We start from the raw sequence: 17,717 nt of genomic DNA, 5'->3' as shown, positions 1-17,717 counted from the left end.
GATATACTGAACACTCATGCAGCAACCAGATGAAATCCTATGAAATACGATACTTCCGAACTTTGCGACATCTACCATGAAGAAGTGAATGTCGTCGAACCCCTGTTCTCCAACTTTGGTGGCCGTACTTCATTTGGCGGGCAAATCACGACAGTGAAGTGTTTCGAAGACAATGGCTTGCTTTATGACTTGCTGGAAGAAAATGGCCGTGGTCGCGTACTGCTGGTCGATGGCGGTGGCTCCGTTCGTCGCGCATTGCTGGATGCCGGTCTGGCACGCCTGGCGTTGCAAAACGAATGGGAAGGCATTGTGATTTACGGTGCTGTTCGTCAGGTAGACGATCTGGAAGAACTGGATATCGGCATTCAGGCGATGGCAGCGATTCCGGCGGGCGCAGGCAGTGAAGGGATTGGCGAAAGCGACATTCGTGTCAATTTCGGCGGTGTCACCTTCTTCTCCGGTGACCATCTTTATGCCGACAACACCGGTATCGTGCTGTCAGAAGACCCGCTCGACATCGAATAACCTTGCGCTTTCAGCAACAAAAAAGGACGCCGTGGCGTCCTTTTTTATTTTCAGGCCGAAGTCATCAGACTTCTTCCATTTTTCCCAGCAATGCACGCAGACGATCCTGCCACACGTGCTGTTCTTCTTTCAGCTGTGCATTTTCACGCACCAGCGACTCATGATTACCACTCGCCTGCTGAACTTCCTGAGACAGGGTATTGTTTTGTTCTTTCAGTTCTTCGATTTCCATCTGCAAAAGAGTAATGGTATCGATCGCTTGCTGAACTTTAGCTTCTAATTTCTCAAATACTTCAAATGACATTTTTCGGTCCCCTTATGTTCGCAAGGCGCACATCTTATGTTCTGCCGCATCATCCGGACACGGCTCAAGAATTCCTGCACTCCGTCGATTTTGATAACGAATTCAAACCAAATCCGGGTCTGAATTGCGCCAAAGTCTTGTAAAACCAGCGGGTGTCTTACCGGGTGATTGTATGTAGCCAGCTTTGCCCTGTCTAGCAAGAACCCCTTCCTGCACGCAGTCTGTTGCAATTTTACAGCGCCGGGTATCAGGAAATGCTTAAAAAGCAGCGTCACTCACCAGAAATCCCCGTTAATACCGAATAACCTTATCCGGCCTGTTGTTATGTTCGTTTCGCCCAACGCGGCGCGAAAATTGTTAAATCGTGGCCTTTTTGCCGCGCGCGATAGCCTGAGAATACGCGAAATCGCTCATTTTTATGACACGACACACAAAATTTGATTTCGCTATTTCTCGTTTATGCTCGTTAACGATAAATTCACATTACGTTCTCATTTAATGATGAACGTCAAAATCCGATTACGTTCACGTACGACATAACAGAAAAACTATAACCAATCATTAACATCATCCTTAGCAGGATCAAACTATGAGCCAAACCATGAGTTCCACATTAAAAGGTCAGTGCATCGCTGAGTTTCTGGGTACCGGGCTTATCATTTTCTTCGGTGCAGGCTGTGTTGCTGCATTGAAGCTTGCCGGAGCATCCTTTGGCCAGTGGGAAATCAGTATCGTCTGGGGTTTCGGTGTGGCCATGGCCATTTACCTGACTGCGGCGATCTCAGGCGCACACCTGAATCCGGCTGTCACCGTCGCGCTATGTTTGTTTGCAAACTTTGAAGGACGCAAAGTTCTGCCTTACATCATCGCGCAGGTCGCAGGCGCCTTCTGTGCAGCCGCGCTGGTTTACGGCCTTTACTACAATCTGTTTTACGATTTCGAGCAAACTCACAATATGGTACGCGGCAGCGTAGACAGTCTGAGCCTTGCCGGTATCTTCTCGACGTATCCAAACCCGCACATCAGCGTATTGCAGGCGTTCCTGGTTGAAACCGTGATCACCGCCGTTCTGATGTCGCTGATCCTCGGCCTGACCGATGATGGCAATGGCCTGCCACGTGGCCCGCTGGCTCCGCTGCTGATCGGTATTCTGATTGCAGTTATCGGTGCATCCATGGGGCCACTGACCGGATTCGCACTGAACCCGGCGCGTGATTTCGGACCGAAACTGTTCGCCTACTTCGCAGGCTGGGGCAAAGTGGCCTTCACCGGCGCCCGCGATATCCCTTACTTCCTGGTACCGATTTTTGGCCCACTGCTGGGTGCGTGTCTGGGTGCGGTCGGCTATAAAGCATTGATTAGTCGTCATCTGCCACACCAGATTAACGAAACAGCGGCTGACAAAGCGTCACAGCCAACCAAACAGCGCAAGGCCTGATCGGCTAAACTGTTCCACAGCTTACTCATTTGCAGGATGAAAATTATGTCAGCAGATACGACTCACGAAAAAAAATACATTGTCGCACTCGATCAGGGTACGACCAGCTCACGCGCAGTAGTGCTGGATCACGATGCCAACATCATCAGCGTTTCTCAGCGTGAATTTACCCAGATCTACCCTAAATCTGGCTGGGTTGAGCACGATCCGATGGAAATCTGGTCATCGCAAAGCTCGGTACTGGTTGAAGTGCTGGCCAAAGCCGACATCAATTCCGATCAGATCGCCGGTATCGGTATCACCAACCAGCGTGAAACCACCATCGTGTGGGAAAAAGAAACCGGCAAGCCGATTTATAACGCGATTGTGTGGCAATGCCGTCGTACTGCTGATATCTGCGAAAAGCTGAAAAAAGACGGGATGGAAGAGTATATCCGTCACAACACCGGCCTGGTGGTTGACCCGTACTTCTCCGGCACCAAACTGAAATGGATCCTTGATAACGTCGAAGGTTCCCGTGAACGTGCAAAACGCGGCGAACTGCTGTTCGGGACTGTCGATACCTGGCTGGTCTGGAAAATGACTCAGGGACGCGTTCACGTGACGGATTACACCAACGCATCACGTACCATGCTGTTCAACATCCGTGATTTGAAGTGGGATGAACGCATGCTCGAAGCGCTGGATATTCCGCGCGAAATGCTGCCGGAAGTCCGTCCTTCCTCAGAAATTTACGGCCAGACCAACATTGGTGGTAAAGGCGGTACACGTATTCCAATCGCCGGTATTGCTGGTGACCAGCAGGCGGCGCTTTACGGCCAACTTTGCGTGCAACCGGGCATGGCGAAAAACACCTACGGCACCGGCTGCTTCCTGCTGATGAACACCGGTACTGAAGTTGTTGCATCGAAAAATGGCCTGCTGACCACCATCGCCTGCGGCCCGCGTGGCGAAGTAAACTACGCGCTGGAAGGTGCCGTGTTCGTCGGGGGCGCATCTATTCAGTGGCTGCGTGATGAGCTGAAACTGATCAGCGATGCGACTGACTCCGAATATTTTGCGATGAAAGTGAAAGACACTAACGGCGTTTACGTGGTGCCTGCTTTCACCGGCCTCGGCGCCCCTTACTGGGACCCGTATGCCCGTGGCGCAATCTTCGGTCTGAGCCGTGGAGCAAACAGTAACCACATCATCCGCGCAACGCTGGAGTCTATTGCTTATCAGACCCGCGACGTACTGGATGCCATGCAGGCCGATTCCGGTGCCCGTCTTCAATCCTTACGCGTGGACGGCGGCGCGGTCGCCAACAACTTCCTGATGCAATTCCAGTCCGACATTTTGGGTACCCGCGTTGAGCGTCCTGAAGTGCTGGAAGTGACCGCGCTGGGTTCTGCTTTCCTCGCAGGCCTGGCCGTCGGTTTCTGGAACGATCTGGAAGAAGTCCGCAGCAAAGCCACTATCGAACGTGAATTCCGCCCAAGTATTGAAACGACGGAACGTAATGTCCGCTATAAAGGCTGGCAGAAAGCGGTGGCACGCGTTCGTTCGTGGGAAGATCACGACGAATAAGCCCGTCAGTTTTACGCCAACACCTTTTATGAAACTCCCCATCCGGGGAGTTTTTTTATGCGTCCTTCCCACTGTGCTAAAATCTGCGGCACAGATGAGCCTTGCCTCACCGAACTCTTTCTTTTCTTCCAACAGGTTTTCCAATGAAACGTGAATTAGCAATCGAGTTCTCCCGCGTGACCGAAGCTGCCGCGCTCGCCGGTTATAAATGGCTGGGCCGTGGGGATAAAAACCTCGCCGATAACGCCGCCGTGCAGTCCATGCGTATCATGCTCAATAAAGTCGATATCGATGGCACGATTGTGATTGGCGAAGGTGAAATCGATGAAGCACCGATGCTGTATATCGGTGAAAAAGTCGGTACCGGCAACGGCGACGCGGTCGATATCGCGGTGGATCCGATTGAAGGCACGCGCATGACCGCAATGGGTCAGTCCAACGCACTGGCTGTGCTGGCGGTGGGCGATCAGGGTTCTTTCCTCAACGCCCCTGACATGTACATGGAGAAAATCGCCGTCGGCCCTGGCGCGAAAGGCGCGATTAATCTGAACCTGACGCTGGCAGAAAATCTGGCGAATATTGCCAAAGCGCTGAACAAACCGCTGACCGAACTGACCGTCGCCGTGCTGGCAAAACCGCGTCATGACGATGCAATCCGTGAAATGCTGGCCGCCGGTGTCCGCGTCTTTGCGTTCCCGGACGGTGACGTCGCAGCAACCATTCTGACCTGCATGCCGGAAAGTGAGGTTGACGTGCTTTACGGAATTGGCGGCGCGCCTGAAGGCGTGATTTCTGCGGCCGTTATCCGCGCACTGGATGGCGATATGCAGGGGCGATTACTGGCGCGTCATGACGTCAAAGGGGATACGCCGGAAAACCGCCGGATTGGCGAAGAAGAGCTGGCGCGCTGTAAAGCGATGGGGATTGAAGCCGGGAAAGTGCTGTTGCTCGATGATATGGCGCGCAACGACAACGTGATTTTCTCCGCAACCGGGATTACCAAAGGCGATCTGCTGGAAGGCATCAGCCGTCAGGGAAATATGGCGACGACCGAAACACTGCTGATTCGTGGCAAATCCCGCACCATCCGCCGCATCCGTTCGACGCATTATCTCGACCGCAAAGACGCCGCGCTGCACGAATTCATTATCTGATTCGCACCCTTTCGGTCATCAAAAAGGCAGGGTTTTTCACCCTGCCTTTTTTAATGTAAAACAAAACGTTAAGCCGCATGCCCTTCATGCTGACTGCGGTTCGACATCGGCCACCAGCACAGCAAAATCAGCACAGCCATCGCAAACATCAGCAGGCCAAGACTGAACTGACCGGTTTGCGGCAACATTGCTGACATCCACGCCACCAGGCCGGATCCCATATTTTGCAAACCGCCCACCAGTGCCCCTGCCGCACCCGCCAGATACGGGAAAGGCTCCATCGCGCCGGTCGTCGCCAGCGGGAATAACATACCTGCGCCGAAGAAGAACAAAGACGCAGGCACGATCAGCGTCCAGATATTCATGATGCCCAGCCAGCCCGGGATCCACATCAATAGCCCCGCCAGCAGACAGCTGATGACCGAATGCCACATCAGTTGCTGGAAACTTTTCTCCGTGCGCCCGGCATACCAGGCACCAAAGAATGCGGCAGGGATCGGCAGGATAAACAGAATGCTGACCATTACGCCGCTCAGCCCCAACACGCCGCCCATCAGCACGCCGCAGCTGGCTTCAAAGACCGCCACGCCCGCCAGCGCGCCTACCAGCATCACCAGATAACGGCTGAAATTGGCGTCTGCCAGCAACAAACGCAGGCTGCTGAGCATTTTGCGCGGCGGATGGTCGGCGGTAAATTCCGGGCGGGTTTCCGGCAACCAGCGGTACATAGAAAACGCGACGCCCGCACATAGAATAAGCAGAAAACCAAAACTCGCCCGCCAGCCTAACCACGCGGCCAGCGCACCACCGATAACCGGCGCTAACAGCGGGCTGACCAGAATTCCCATGTTCAGCAAACTGTTGGCGTGGCGCAAAGCACCGCCGCTGTATAAGTCACGCGGCATGGTTCTCGCCATCACGCCCGCTACGCCGGTGCCCAGCCCCTGCACGGCGCTGGCGGCAATCAGCATATTCAGACTGGACGACATCATCGCGCCCGCCGCACCAATCAGGAAAATCATCAGACCGGTGAGGATCACCGGTTTGCGGCCCACGTTGTCGGACAACGGGCCGTAAATCAGCTGCGAGCCCCCGTACGTCAGCAAATAAGCGGCCATAACGCGCTGCACTGCCCCCGGTTTGACGGCCAGGCTGGTCGCCATATCCGCGATGTTCGGCACATAAATGGTCTGCGCCATCTGACCGACCGCCACCAGCAATATCAGCATCACAAGCAGGTGAATATTTTCCAGATTTTTCATTTTTCAGTTCGTTATCAGATGGAGAAGGAAAAGTGCAGAACAAATAACCAGCATAACCGCCGATAATACGGCGGCGCATAAGTTAACAAATTCAGATGAATAAGCGAGGGGTGAGGCAAACTCTCCTGTTATTTTGCTGGCAGCGGCAGGAGCCAGATCTGTAACGCAGACTGTACAGAAATCGATACCGGCTAACGGCCGCAGAACAGGCTGATAACATTTAACCGATAAGGGATCCGAAAAATTTGAAATAAAATCAGCGCATAAATTCGCTATGCATGACGAAATCAGAAACGACGGGAGTTTTTATGGCTGATTGGGTGACGGGAAAAATCAAAAAAGTTGAGCACTGGACGGACAATTTGTTCAGCATCACGGTCAATGCGCCAGTCGACTCTTTTACCGCAGGCCAGTTTGCCAAACTCTCTCTGGAAATCGACGGCGAGCGGGTTCAGCGTGCATATTCCTACGTCAATTCGACTTCCAGCGCAGACCTGGAGTTTTATCTGGTCAACGTGCCGGAAGGAAAACTCAGCCCGCGCCTGCACGTGATGCAGCCCGGTGACGAAATTCATGTCACCAAAGAAGCCGCCGGTTTTTTCGTGATTGATGAAGTTCCCGAGTGCGACACCCTGTGGATGCTGGCAACCGGCACCGCTATCGGGCCTTATCTTTCGATTTTGCAGGAAGGGATGGGTCTTGAGCGTTTTAAAAATATCGTGCTGGTCCACGCTGCGCGCTTTGCCGCCGATCTCAGCTATTTACCACTGATGCAGCAATTACAGCGCCGTTATGAGGGCAAACTGCACATTCAGACCGTCGTCAGCCGTGAGGAAATTTCAGGCTCGCTGACCGGGCGTGTTCCGGCGCTGATTGAAAACGGCACGCTGGAAGGGGCTGTCGGCCTGAAGATTAACGCAGACGACAGCCACATCATGCTTTGCGGGAACCCGCAGATGGTTCGCGATACCCAGCAGGTTCTGAAAGACTTACACGGCATGCGTAAACATCTCAAACGCAAACCGGGCCATATGACCAGCGAGCACTACTGGTAAGTGCGATTTATGCGGATTTAAATCTGACGTCTTCCGGTTCCGGGCCAAAACGATTTGTGCCCGGCGTACCAACAAAGGCACCGCAGTCGATAATCAGCATGATGAAAATCACCGAAGGCGCCAGCCGTCCTAATACCCAGCTCCACGTCTGCGGCATCGCCGCCGCCCAGTTTCCGGCCACCAGCATCCACGCCAGCACAAACAACAATGCCCACCAGGCCGACTTATTGCGGTCATGTAACCTTTTCACCAGCACCGCCGCAGTTGGCCACAACAGGACGACCAGCGCGAAACCCGCGGTCTGATAGGTAATCCATAGCTGTGCGGCAAAGAAGAAATCGGCGGCCATCAGAACCAGCCAGCTGATCATCCAGAGCCAAAAATCGCGGCGGCCCAGGCGGCCGTTAAAAGAAAACAGTGCGTGCTGTAACGTCATCGACCGTCGGTTCCCTAAAAAACAATGAGAGGAAAATGTTAAAACAGGGCGAGTGTACCTGATGCACCGTGGCCGGGAGAATCTTTACGCACTCCTTTTGACATTGCCCCCCGATCACCGCTTTAATCGGTCTGTTGAAACAAAATAAGAAACGCCCTATGACTGTTGCTAAATCGATTTTACAACTGGCTTTGCCCGTATTACTGATACTCGCGGGCCAGAACACTGCCCTTGCCGATCCGCCGGCTGACCATTCCGGCGCAGAAGAGATGCCGAAAGCCCCGTATCTTCTGGCTGGCGCACCGACCTTCGAAACAACGCTGATTAACTTCCGCGCCAAATACAATGAAGCGAATCCGACACAGCAGATCGGCGAATTCCGCGCGATCAGCGAATCCGCCAGCAGCTCGCTGACCCGCGCGGCCAGTAAGATTAACGAAAATCTTTACGCCTCCACCGCGCTGGAAAAAGGCACAGGCAAAATCAAAACGCTGCAAATTACCTATTTGCCGATCCAGGGCCCTGAAGAGAAAGCCGCCCGCGCGCTGGCTGTCAGCTATATGGCGAATCTGATGCGTCAGTTTGATGCCACCCTTTCGCCGGAACAAAGCGTGGCGAGAGTGACGTCCCTGATTGAAAAAGGGAAAGGTCAGCAATTTTATAAACAGGAAGTTGGGGCGGTGCGTTTTGTGATTTCAGACAATGGCGAAAAAGGCCTGACGTTTGCCGTTGAGCCGGTAAAACTGGCGCTGGCTGAGCCCTGAGATGACGGTTTTTAATGACAAAAAGCAAAGCCTTTATGGTCAATGATCTCTATACTGTTGCACAGGTAATCTGCTTGTTTGGCAGAAATTTTAATCGACACTCGCGTCCCCTTTTGGAGGAAAAAACATGCGACATCCATTAGTGATGGGTAACTGGAAGCTTAACGGCAGCACCCACATGGTTAACGAACTGATTGCTGCTCTGCGTACCGAGCTGAGCACCGTTGTAGGTTGTGGCGTTGCAATTGCTCCACCAGAAGTTTACCTGTCACAGGCTAAACACGCTCTGGCCGGCAGCCGTATCGCGCTGGGTGCTCAGAACGTTGATGCTAACCTGTCCGGCGCATTCACCGGTGAAATCTCTGCCGACATGCTGAAAGATATCGGTGCAAAATACATCATCATCGGTCACTCAGAACGCCGCACTTACCACAAAGAAAGCGACGAGTTCATTGCTAAGAAATTTGGCGTGCTGAAAGAAGCGGGTCTGATCCCTGTTCTGTGCATCGGTGAAACTGAAGCAGAAAACGAAGCCGGTAAAACTGAAGCCGTATGCGCTAAGCAACTGGACGCCGTTCTGAACACTCTGGGCGCAAAAGCATTCGAAGGCGCAGTGATCGCTTACGAACCAGTTTGGGCAATCGGTACAGGCAAATCAGCGACCCCAGCTCAGGCTCAGGCCGTTCACAAATTTATCCGTGACCACATCGCTAAACAAGATGCTGCTGTGGCTGAACAAGTTATCATCCAGTACGGCGGTTCTGTTAACGCTGCTAACGCTGCTGAACTGTTCACTCAGCCAGACATCGATGGCGCACTGGTTGGCGGCGCATCACTGAAAGCTGACGCTTTCGCTGTGATCGTTAAAGCGGCCGCAGAAGCAAAACAAGCGTAAGCCTGTTTCTTCTGAGCGCAAAAAACCCCGGCATGCCGGGGTTTTTTATTGCCTGAAAGCAGGATTAACGCTTGCTGATTTGGTCAAAAATTCCGTCAGTCGCGAAGTGATCTTTCTGCGCCTGAGCCCAGGTTCCTGCAACATCACCAATGGTGAACAGTTTCAGTTTAGGGAATTCAGCATCGAATTTTTTCTCAACAACCGGATCACGCGGACGATAGTAGTTTTCAGCCGCAATAGTCTGGCCTTCCGGTGAGTACAGGTACTTAAGATAAGCTTCCGCCACGGTACGCGTATCACGCTTATCGACCACTTTATCCACCACAGAAACCGTTGGTTCTGCCAGAATCGATTCGCTTGGCGTCACGATTTCAAACTTGTCTTTGCCAACTTCTTTGGTGGCCAGCAGCGCTTCGTTTTCCCAGGCAATCAGCACATCACCAATACCGCGTTCCACAAAGGTATTTGTCGCGCCGCGGGCACCGGAATCCAGCACTTCCACGTTTTTATACAGCGCTTTCACAAAATCCTGAGCTTTCGCTTTGTCATTGTTGTTGTGATGCAGGGCATAGCCCCACGCAGCCAGATAGTTCCAGCGCGCACCGCCTGATGTTTTAGGATTCGGGGTGATTACCGACACGCCCGGTTTGATCAAATCATTCCAGTCGTGAATTTGTTTCGGGTTGCCTTTGCGTACCAGGAATACGATGGTCGACGTGTAAGGGGCAGAATTGTCTGGCAGGCGGGTGATCCAGTTTTTATCAATACGGCCGCGTTCAGCGATAGCATCTACGTCATACGCGAGGGCGAGGGTCACGACATCGGCTTCAATACCGTTAATGACTGACGTTGCTTGCTTGCCTGAACCACCGTGTGACTGGCGAACGGTCACGGTATCGCCGGTTTTACCCTGCCAGTATTTGCTGAACGCTTTATTGTATTGTTCATAAAGCTCACGGGTTGGATCGTACGACACGTTCAGAATCTGAATGTCTTTGGCAATCGCCCCGGTTGCTACCAACAGTAATGCCAGACCTGCACCCCATTTACGCATACGCATCGCACTCTCTCCCAAAAATAGTTTTTATGGATTTCATTAATTTGATCGGATGAACAGAGCGTGCCAGAGAAAAAGAAAACAACTAAAGAATAAAAGGTTTTTTTCTATTACTTTCTGGAATAACCAGAAACAGGTCGAAAAAAAACCTCCCGTAAAGGAGGTTCTTATATTCTGGCAAGAAGCTGTTTTTAGAACAGTTTTTTAGCTGTGTCGTACCAGTCTTCTTTGAACTTACTTTTCTTGTTCTCAGGAGAAATACACACAGAGATCAGTTCATGAACCATTTTCTCGTTTTGAACACCGACGCAGTAACCGCCTTTGCCGTAGTCACGACCTTCTTCCATCAGCAGGTCTACCGCGTAAGCACCCATGCGGGACGCTAAAATACGGTCATAAGCAACCGGTGCACCACCACGCTGGATGTGACCCAGTACGGTGCCACGGGTTTCACGACAGGTTTCTTTCTCGATGTATTTTGCCAGCTCATCGATATCATCTAACTTTTCAGTGATGGCGACGATAGCGTGCTTTTTACCTTTCGCGATGCCGGCTTTGATTTCAGCAACCAGATCATCACGTTTGAATTCAACTTCAGGGATGGCGATAAATTCGCAACCACCGGCAATTGCCGCAGCCAGGGTCAAATCGCCGCAGTAACGGCCCATCACTTCAACGATAGAGATACGCTGGTGTGAAGAAGAGGTGTCACGCAAGCGGTCGATAGCTTCAACCACAGTACCCAGAGCAGTGAAGAAACCGATGGTGTAGTCAGTACCGGCAACGTCGTTGTCGATGGTGCCTGGCAGGCCGATACAACGGATGCCACCTTCTTTGGTCAGCAGGTCAGCACCGGCATAAGAACCGTCACCGCCGATAACGACGAGGCCGTCGATACCGCGATCTTTCAGGTTTTGCAGGGCAACTTTACGCATGTCCGGATCGCGGAATTCAGGGAAACGCGCTGAACCCAGGAAAGTACCGCCACGGTTGATCATGTCTGAAACGCTGTAGCGGTCGAGTTCTCGCATGCGATTTTCGTACATGCCGAGATAGCCATCTTCAATACCGAAAACTTCCAAACCTGCGGATAACGCCGAACGCACAACGCCACGGATCGCAGCGTTCATGCCCGGGGCATCGCCACCGCTTGTCAGTACACCAATTTTTTTGATCATGACTACCTCTGAACTTGTAGATGCAATTTCTTAAGAATCTTGAGCCTGCCCGTCGGCGGATTTAACTTTTGCAGCCAAAGGGCTTATTAGCGTTTAAGCCTATAGTATAACAAAACACCGTAGCTGAATTGATTCAAGTCAGCAAGAACACGCATACAACGCTCTGTACATCGCAATTTACTGATTCATACGGCTTTTACAAGATATTTCCGGTTGGTTACGCGCAGATTTCCATCTTGTTAATTTCCGGTTTTGTGAAACGATTCCAAATTGCGGACAAAAAAAACCCCACCTTTCGGTGGGGGAAGACAGGGATGGTGTCTATGGCAAGGAAAAACAGGGATCTTACTCGGTCGTGCTGGTACTACTCGTCTTCTGGGCAGAAGGGGGTTGTAATCCGGAAAGCTGCGCCTGCATCTCTTTCATGCGTTGCTCGTGCTTCCGGTTAAGTACATCTTTTTGCTCAGGAGTCAGAAGATTAAACATCTGGTTGCGGATGCGGGCCATTTCGACCTGGCGGTCCACTTGCTCCTGAGCCATTAATTCGGCTTGGGCCCTTACAGCGCCCTGATCAAATTTTTCAGCGGTCACCAGCCTGTGCATAGTTTCCATCTGTTCTACATTTACATGAGGCAAATCTTTACGGGCCTGATGCATTAGGTCGCGCATTTGTTGGCGCTGTTGCTCTGTCAGATTCACACCATCAAACAGTGTGTTGCGTTCCTGAGGCTTATCCAACAACGTGCTATCATGTTCTGCTGGCATCGCCGACACTGGTTTTGCGCCATCTGCTAAAACGACACCTGAACTCAGCGTCAGAAGCGTGGCCAAACCAATTGAAGCTGCCTTAAACATCACATACTCCTAAAGTCTTTATCGCTCATCGCGAATCATTGAAAAGCAGTCTAAACCTGCTGCTGCAAACAAGCGTCAGTGCTTGTAAAAGTACGTAAAGTCATGGAATAGCGGCAATTGATGACGTATTTTGCGTCTAGAGGTAAATACAATGAATAAAATTTTGTTAGTTGATGATGACCGTGAACTGACTTCACTTTTGAAAGAATTGCTCGAAATGGAAGGCTTTAATGTTGTGGTTGCTTACGACGGTGAGCAGGCATTAGAGAAAATCGATAATACCATCGACCTTTTGTTACTTGACGTGATGATGCCGAAGAAAAACGGCATTGAAACCCTTAAAGAATTACGCCAGCGCCACCAGACGCCAGTGATTATGCTGACCGCCCGTGGCAGTGAATTAGACCGCGTTCTCGGCCTCGAACTGGGTGCCGATGACTATCTGCCAAAACCGTTTAACGACCGTGAACTGGTTGCGCGCATCCGCGCCATGTTGCGCCGTTCCAACTGGAGCGAACAGCAGCAAACCAATGAAAACAATGGCTCGCCAACGCTGGAAGTCGACGGGCTGCAACTTAACCCCGGCCGCCAGGAAGCCAGTTTTAACGGTGAAGCGCTGGATCTCACCGGGACTGAATTTACCCTGCTGTATTTACTGGCAAAACATCTCGGACAGGTCGTTTCACGCGAACATCTGAGCCAGGAAGTACTGGGTAAACGTCTGACGCCGTTTGACCGTGCCATCGATATGCATATTTCTAATTTGCGCCGTAAATTGCCCGACCGTCAGGACGGACATCCGTGGTTTAAAACCTTGCGCGGACGCGGTTATCTGATGGTTTCTGCTTCATGATAAACAGCCTTACGGCACGTATTTTTGCCATTTTTTGGTTCACATTAGCGCTGGTGCTGATGTTGGTATTGATGGTGCCGAAACTCGATTCACGCCAGATTACGCCGTTGCTCGATAATGAACAGCGGCAAGGCCTGATGATTGAACAACATGTCGAAGCCGAACTCGCCACCGATCCTGCCAATGACCTGATGTGGTGGCGCAGGCTGTTTCGCGCGATCGATAAGTGGGCTCCGCCTGGCCAGCGCCTGTTGCTGGTCACGAGTGAAGGCCGTGTCATTGGTGCGCAGCGCAATGAAATGCAGATTGTGCGTAACTTCATCGGGCAGTCTGATAACTCAGATCGTCCGAAGAAAAAGAAATATGGCCGCGTTGAAATGGTGGGGCCATTTTCTGTTCGTGACGGCGAGGACAACTATCAGCTTTACCTGATGCGTCCGGCCAGCAGCTCTCAGTCTGATTTTATCAATCTGATGTTTGACCGCCCGCTTCTTCTGCTCATCGTCACAATGCTCATCAGCGCCCCGCTTCTGCTCTGGCTGGCATGGAGTCTGGCGAAACCTGCTCGTAAGTTGAAAAACGCCGCAGATGACGTTGCACGGGGAAATCTTAAACAGCATCCGGAACTCGAAGCCGGACCGCAGGAGTTCCTCGCGACCGGCGCCAGTTTCAACCAGATGGTCAGCGCGCTCGAACGCATGGTGACCGCGCAGCAACGGCTGATTTCGGATATCTCACATGAACTCCGGACGCCGCTGACGCGCCTTCAGCTGGCAACCGCGCTGATGCGTCGTCGCCATGGCGAAGGCAAAGAGTTGCAGCGCATTGAGAACGAGGCGCAGCGTCTGGACGGCATGATCAATGACCTGCTGGTGTTATCGCGCAGTCAGCACAAGAATGAGCTGTCGCGGGAAACCCTGAAGGCCAACGAGTTGTGGGCTGGTGTGATTGATGATGCGCAGTTTGAAGCTGAGCAGATGGGCAAAACCCTTGAAGTGACATCGCCTCCGGGCCCGTGGAAGCTCATTGGTAATGCGGCTGCGCTCGACAGCGCGCTGGAAAATATTGTGCGTAACGCCCTGCGTTATTCACATCATCACATCGCGCTGAACTTCGCTCACGACAACGAAGGTATCACCATTACCGTGGATGACGACGGCCCCGGTGTCAGTGAAGAAGATCGCGAACAGATTTTCCGTCCGTTCTACCGGACTGATGAGGCTCGCGATCGTGAATCAGGCGGCACTGGCCTCGGGCTGGCGATTGTGGATACCGCCGTTCAGCAGCACAGAGGCAAGGTTAAAGCCGAAGACAGCCCGCTGGGTGGTCTTCGCCTGATTATCTGGCTGCCGCTGCACCAGCGTTGAGTTTCTGCTATTCTGCGTCCCTCTATCAGGGGGACGCATGCTTAACATCGTTTTATTTGAACCAGAAATCCCGCCAAATACCGGCAATATCATCCGTTTGTGTGCCAACACCGGATGTCAGCTTCACCTCATCGAACCGCTGGGTTTCGGCTGGGACGATAAGCGCCTGCGCCGTGCCGGGCTCGATTATCACGAATTCGCTCACATCAAACATCACGCAAACTACGACGCTTTTCTCAGCAGCGAAAAACCGCAACGTCTGTTCGCCTTGACCACCAAAGGTACGCCCGCTCACAGCGGCGTCAGCTATCAGGACAATGATTTTTTGCTGTTCGGCCCGGAAACGCGCGGCCTGCCCGCCACGATCCTGGATGCACTGCCCGCCAGGCATAAAATCCGTATTCCGATGCTCGCAGAAAGCCGCAGCATGAACTTGTCGAATGCTGTTTCTGTGGTGGTTTACGAGGCCTGGCGCCAGCTGGGATATCCAGGTGCTTTACTCAAAGAGTAAACCGGAAGAGAAAAAATGAAGTGAACGATGGCATGCAAGAACATGCCATCGGAAATCTGTCAGATACCGTCGCCGAATTCAAAACCCTGCGCAATACCGTTGAAATGCTGATCCATATCCATTGAAGGTCGTTCGCTTTCTGGCCGCCCGACGATGCGTGCAGGAACGCCTGCCGCCGTGGTGTGCGCCGGAACAGATTGCAATACCACAGAACCCGCCCCGATTTTTGCCCCTGCACCCACTTCGATATTGCCGAGGATTTTCGCGCCCGCGCCAATCATCACGCCTTCACGAATTTTCGGATGGCGGTCACCGACGGTTTTACCCGTCCCCCCGAGCGTGACCGATTGCAGAATCGATACATCGTTTTCAACCACGGCCGTTTCACCAATGACAATCCCGGTGGCGTGGTCAAACATGATGCCGCAACCAATACGCGCCGCCGGGTGAATATCCACGCCGAAGGAGACAGAAATCTGGTTCTGGAAATAAATCGCCAGCGCTTTGCGATCCTGCTTCCACAGCCAGTTACCGATGCGGTAAGCCTGAAGCGCATGAAAACCTTTGAGGTAAAGCAAAGGCGTGGAGAATTTGTCGACCGCCGCATCGCGCTGATGCACCGCCAGAATATCGCGGGCAGCAGAGAGGATCATTTGCTCGTCGTTGCGGTAAGCTTCTTCGACCACTTCACGAATCGCCATCGCCGGCATAATTGGGTTGCCCAGCTTGTTAGCCAGTATGTAGCTCAGCGCGCTGCCCAGCGTTTCATGTTTGAGTAACGTCGCGTGGAAAAAGCTGGCCAGCATCGGTTCACACTCAGCCAGTGCTCTCGCCTCTGATTTAATGTTATTCCAGACCAGTTCTAATTCTTCTAGCGACATCACTTTTCCTTACGACTTAGCAGGTTTTGATAATAAAAAGCCGCCCTGTCGGGAGACCCAACAAGGTGGCTATGCTTCATGTCGCCTTTCAGTGGCTGTGTTTTTCGTCCTTGCTCGCACGGGCAAGCAGACTGATGGCCGCTTCACGGGCATCTTTACCGCAGTACAACACCTGGTAAATCTGTTCCGTAATAGGCATCTCAACGTTATTACGCTGAGCCAGCGCCCGTACTTCTTTCGTGTTGCGATAGCCTTCAACAACCTGACCGATAGTGTCCTGAGCAGTCTGAACATCTTTGCCCTGTCCCAGCATAATGCCGAAACGACGGTTACGTGACTGGTTGTCTGTGCAGGTTAACACCAAATCGCCCAGCCCCGCCATGCCCATAAATGTCGCAGGATCAGCACCCAGTGCGGAGCCCAGACGGGTCATTTCGGCCAGACCACGGGTGATCAGCGCAGTTCGGGCATTCGCGCCAAAACCAATCCCATCGGACATACCGGCACCAATGGCGATGACGTTTTTAATCGCGCCGCCAAGCTGTACACCGATAAAATCAGGATTGCTGTAAACCCGGAAACTCTTGCCGCAATGCAGTAACTGCTGAAGATCTTCCGCAAAGCTCGCATCGGTGGCGGCCAGTGAAATCGCTGTCGGCATGCCGGCAGCCAGTTCTTTGGCAAACGTCGGCCCGGAAACCACGGCCAGCGGAATCGCATCACCCAGCTCTTCACGCGCGACATCCTGCAACAAACGTCCGGTTTCCGCCTCAAGCCCTTTCGTCGCCCACACTACGCGCGCATCGGCCCGCAAATGCGGTTTCAGCTGACGCAGGACGTTACCAAAAACGTGGCTCGGCACGACAACCAGCACATTGCGGCTGGCCGCTAATGCGACAGACAGATCGGTTTCGAGCAGCAGATTATCGGGGAACGGAACATCAGGAAGGAATTCCTGATTACAACGGGCTTGTTGTAAGGCATTGATGTGGTCGGGATTGTGACCCCAGAGCACAACGGGATGGCCATTTCTGGCAAGAGTAATAGCTAAAGCGGTGCCGTAAGATCCGGCACCGATAACAGTCATTGACGCATTGACGGTTTTCATCAGGCATCCTGATGCGGTTCAGCACCTTCGCCTTCAGCTTGCTGTTGCAGATAGTTCATGAACAGAGCGTCGAAGTTAACAGGTGCCAGGTTCAGTTGCGGGAAGGTACCGCGTGAAACCAGGCTGGTGATGCACTCACGCGCATACGGGAACAGGATGTTCGGGCAGTATGCACCCAGGCAATGTGCCATCTGGTTGCCATCAATACCGGAGATAGTGAAGATACCACCCTGTTGAACTTCGCACAGGAATGCCGTTTCGTCACCCAGTGAAGACGTTACGGTCACACGCAAGACGACTTCGTATACGCCTTCAGCCAGCTGGCTGGAAGCCGTATCAAGATCCAGTTTCACTTCCGGCTGCCAGTCCTGCTGGAAAACCTGAGGAGCATTTGGCGCTTCGAAAGAAATATCTTTGGTGTAAATACGTTGGATCTGGAAAGCCATCTCGGTGTTGTTTTGTTCTGACATGTGAGTAGTACCCTCGAGTTAATAGTCCTTTTAAA

At 52.5% G+C, this 17,717-nt stretch carries 19 protein-coding genes; 10 read left to right on the top strand and 9 right to left on the bottom strand.

Going from position 1 to position 17,717, the window contains the following annotated elements; translation table 11 throughout:
- Nucleotides 1-39: 39 nt before the first annotated feature.
- Nucleotides 40-525, top strand: a complete 486-nt coding sequence (gene rraA, locus IV433_RS23405; RefSeq protein ID WP_152325023.1) for a ribonuclease E activity regulator RraA — start codon at nucleotides 40-42, stop codon at nucleotides 523-525.
- A gap of 64 nt (nucleotides 526-589) precedes the next feature.
- On the opposite strand, the gene zapB is transcribed toward rraA, so the two are convergent.
- Complete coding sequence (zapB, locus tag IV433_RS23400) at nucleotides 590-829, bottom strand: septal ring assembly protein ZapB (RefSeq protein WP_013577585.1); 240 nt, start codon at nucleotides 827-829, stop codon at nucleotides 590-592.
- A gap of 589 nt (nucleotides 830-1,418) precedes the next feature.
- On the opposite strand from zapB, the gene IV433_RS23395 reads away from it, so the two are divergent.
- From IV433_RS23395 to glpX, 3 genes are all read left to right on the top strand, one after another.
- Complete coding sequence (locus tag IV433_RS23395) at nucleotides 1,419-2,267, top strand: MIP/aquaporin family protein (RefSeq protein ID WP_152325022.1); 849 nt, start codon at nucleotides 1,419-1,421, stop codon at nucleotides 2,265-2,267.
- Nucleotides 2,268-2,312: 45 nt separating this feature from the next.
- On the top strand, nucleotides 2,313-3,836 hold the full coding sequence (gene glpK / locus IV433_RS23390) for a glycerol kinase GlpK (protein ID WP_152325021.1): 1,524 nt from the start codon (nucleotides 2,313-2,315) through the stop codon (nucleotides 3,834-3,836).
- A 143-nt stretch (nucleotides 3,837-3,979) separates the two neighbouring features.
- Nucleotides 3,980-4,990, top strand: coding sequence for a class II fructose-bisphosphatase (gene glpX, locus IV433_RS23385; RefSeq protein ID WP_195816148.1), 1,011 nt, complete (start codon nucleotides 3,980-3,982; stop codon nucleotides 4,988-4,990).
- A gap of 68 nt (nucleotides 4,991-5,058) precedes the next feature.
- Here glpX and emrD read toward each other — a convergent pair whose 3' ends face one another.
- Entirely contained in the window at nucleotides 5,059-6,252 is a 1,194-nt protein-coding gene (gene emrD, locus IV433_RS23380; protein ID WP_195816147.1) for a multidrug efflux MFS transporter EmrD, read from the bottom strand.
- Nucleotides 6,253-6,560: 308 nt separating this feature from the next.
- Between emrD and fpr the strand changes: the two genes are divergently transcribed.
- The gene (fpr, locus tag IV433_RS23375) at nucleotides 6,561-7,307 is read left to right on the top strand and encodes a ferredoxin--NADP(+) reductase (RefSeq protein ID WP_195816146.1); all 747 of its coding nucleotides are present in this window, start codon (nucleotides 6,561-6,563) and stop codon (nucleotides 7,305-7,307) included.
- Between the two features lie 7 nt (nucleotides 7,308-7,314).
- On the opposite strand, the gene IV433_RS23370 is transcribed toward fpr, so the two are convergent.
- Nucleotides 7,315-7,743: a DUF805 domain-containing protein gene (locus tag IV433_RS23370; RefSeq protein WP_195816145.1), complete on the bottom strand. Its 429-nt coding sequence runs from the start codon at nucleotides 7,741-7,743 to the stop codon at nucleotides 7,315-7,317.
- Nucleotides 7,744-7,901: 158 nt separating this feature from the next.
- On the opposite strand from IV433_RS23370, the gene IV433_RS23365 reads away from it, so the two are divergent.
- Nucleotides 7,902-8,507, top strand: coding sequence for a DUF1454 family protein (locus tag IV433_RS23365; protein WP_195816144.1), 606 nt, complete (start codon nucleotides 7,902-7,904; stop codon nucleotides 8,505-8,507).
- A 127-nt stretch (nucleotides 8,508-8,634) separates the two neighbouring features.
- On the top strand, nucleotides 8,635-9,402 hold the full coding sequence (gene tpiA / locus IV433_RS23360) for a triose-phosphate isomerase (RefSeq protein ID WP_104923984.1): 768 nt from the start codon (nucleotides 8,635-8,637) through the stop codon (nucleotides 9,400-9,402).
- 64 nt (nucleotides 9,403-9,466) lie between these two features.
- Here the strand turns inward: tpiA and IV433_RS23355 are convergent, their stop codons facing one another.
- The 3 genes from IV433_RS23355 to cpxP form a co-directional block, all read right to left on the bottom strand.
- Complete coding sequence (locus tag IV433_RS23355; protein WP_104924834.1) at nucleotides 9,467-10,456, bottom strand: sulfate ABC transporter substrate-binding protein; 990 nt, start codon at nucleotides 10,454-10,456, stop codon at nucleotides 9,467-9,469.
- A 194-nt stretch (nucleotides 10,457-10,650) separates the two neighbouring features.
- Nucleotides 10,651-11,637, bottom strand: a complete 987-nt coding sequence (gene pfkA / locus IV433_RS23350; protein ID WP_152325016.1) for a 6-phosphofructokinase — start codon at nucleotides 11,635-11,637, stop codon at nucleotides 10,651-10,653.
- A 345-nt stretch (nucleotides 11,638-11,982) separates the two neighbouring features.
- The gene (cpxP, locus tag IV433_RS23345) at nucleotides 11,983-12,492 is read right to left on the bottom strand and encodes a cell-envelope stress modulator CpxP (protein WP_195816143.1); all 510 of its coding nucleotides are present in this window, start codon (nucleotides 12,490-12,492) and stop codon (nucleotides 11,983-11,985) included.
- Nucleotides 12,493-12,643: 151 nt separating this feature from the next.
- Here cpxP and cpxR point away from each other — a divergent pair, with 151 nt between their 5' ends.
- Genes cpxR through trmL form a run of 3 tightly spaced genes read left to right on the top strand, consistent with a single transcriptional unit; the run spans nucleotide 12,644 to nucleotide 15,223 of the window.
- Nucleotides 12,644-13,345, top strand: a complete 702-nt coding sequence (gene cpxR, locus IV433_RS23340) for an envelope stress response regulator transcription factor CpxR (RefSeq protein WP_013577597.1) — start codon at nucleotides 12,644-12,646, stop codon at nucleotides 13,343-13,345.
- Nucleotides 13,342-14,712, top strand: coding sequence for an envelope stress sensor histidine kinase CpxA (gene cpxA / locus IV433_RS23335; RefSeq protein ID WP_152325014.1), 1,371 nt, complete (start codon nucleotides 13,342-13,344; stop codon nucleotides 14,710-14,712). The genes cpxR and cpxA overlap by 4 nt, the downstream gene beginning before the upstream one ends.
- Before the next feature lie 37 nt (nucleotides 14,713-14,749).
- Complete coding sequence (gene trmL / locus IV433_RS23330; protein WP_195816142.1) at nucleotides 14,750-15,223, top strand: tRNA (uridine(34)/cytosine(34)/5-carboxymethylaminomethyluridine(34)-2'-O)-methyltransferase TrmL; 474 nt, start codon at nucleotides 14,750-14,752, stop codon at nucleotides 15,221-15,223.
- A 59-nt stretch (nucleotides 15,224-15,282) separates the two neighbouring features.
- Here the strand turns inward: trmL and cysE are convergent, their stop codons facing one another.
- From cysE to secB, 3 genes are all read right to left on the bottom strand, one after another.
- Nucleotides 15,283-16,104, bottom strand: a complete 822-nt coding sequence (cysE, locus tag IV433_RS23325; protein WP_101079904.1) for a serine O-acetyltransferase — start codon at nucleotides 16,102-16,104, stop codon at nucleotides 15,283-15,285.
- Nucleotides 16,105-16,192: 88 nt separating this feature from the next.
- Entirely contained in the window at nucleotides 16,193-17,212 is a 1,020-nt protein-coding gene (gene gpsA, locus IV433_RS23320) for an NAD(P)H-dependent glycerol-3-phosphate dehydrogenase (RefSeq protein WP_195816141.1), read from the bottom strand.
- The gene (secB, locus tag IV433_RS23315; RefSeq protein ID WP_013577602.1) at nucleotides 17,212-17,682 is read right to left on the bottom strand and encodes a protein-export chaperone SecB; all 471 of its coding nucleotides are present in this window, start codon (nucleotides 17,680-17,682) and stop codon (nucleotides 17,212-17,214) included. Before secB ends, gpsA begins: the two co-directional genes overlap by 1 nt.
- Between the last annotated feature and the right edge of the window lie 35 nt (nucleotides 17,683-17,717).

Source organism: Rahnella laticis, assembly GCF_015644585.1.
Lineage (GTDB): Bacteria > Pseudomonadota > Gammaproteobacteria > Enterobacterales > Enterobacteriaceae > Rahnella > Rahnella laticis.
The sequence above is the reverse complement of the archived record's forward strand: the minus strand, read 5'-3'. Positions and strand labels throughout refer to the sequence as shown.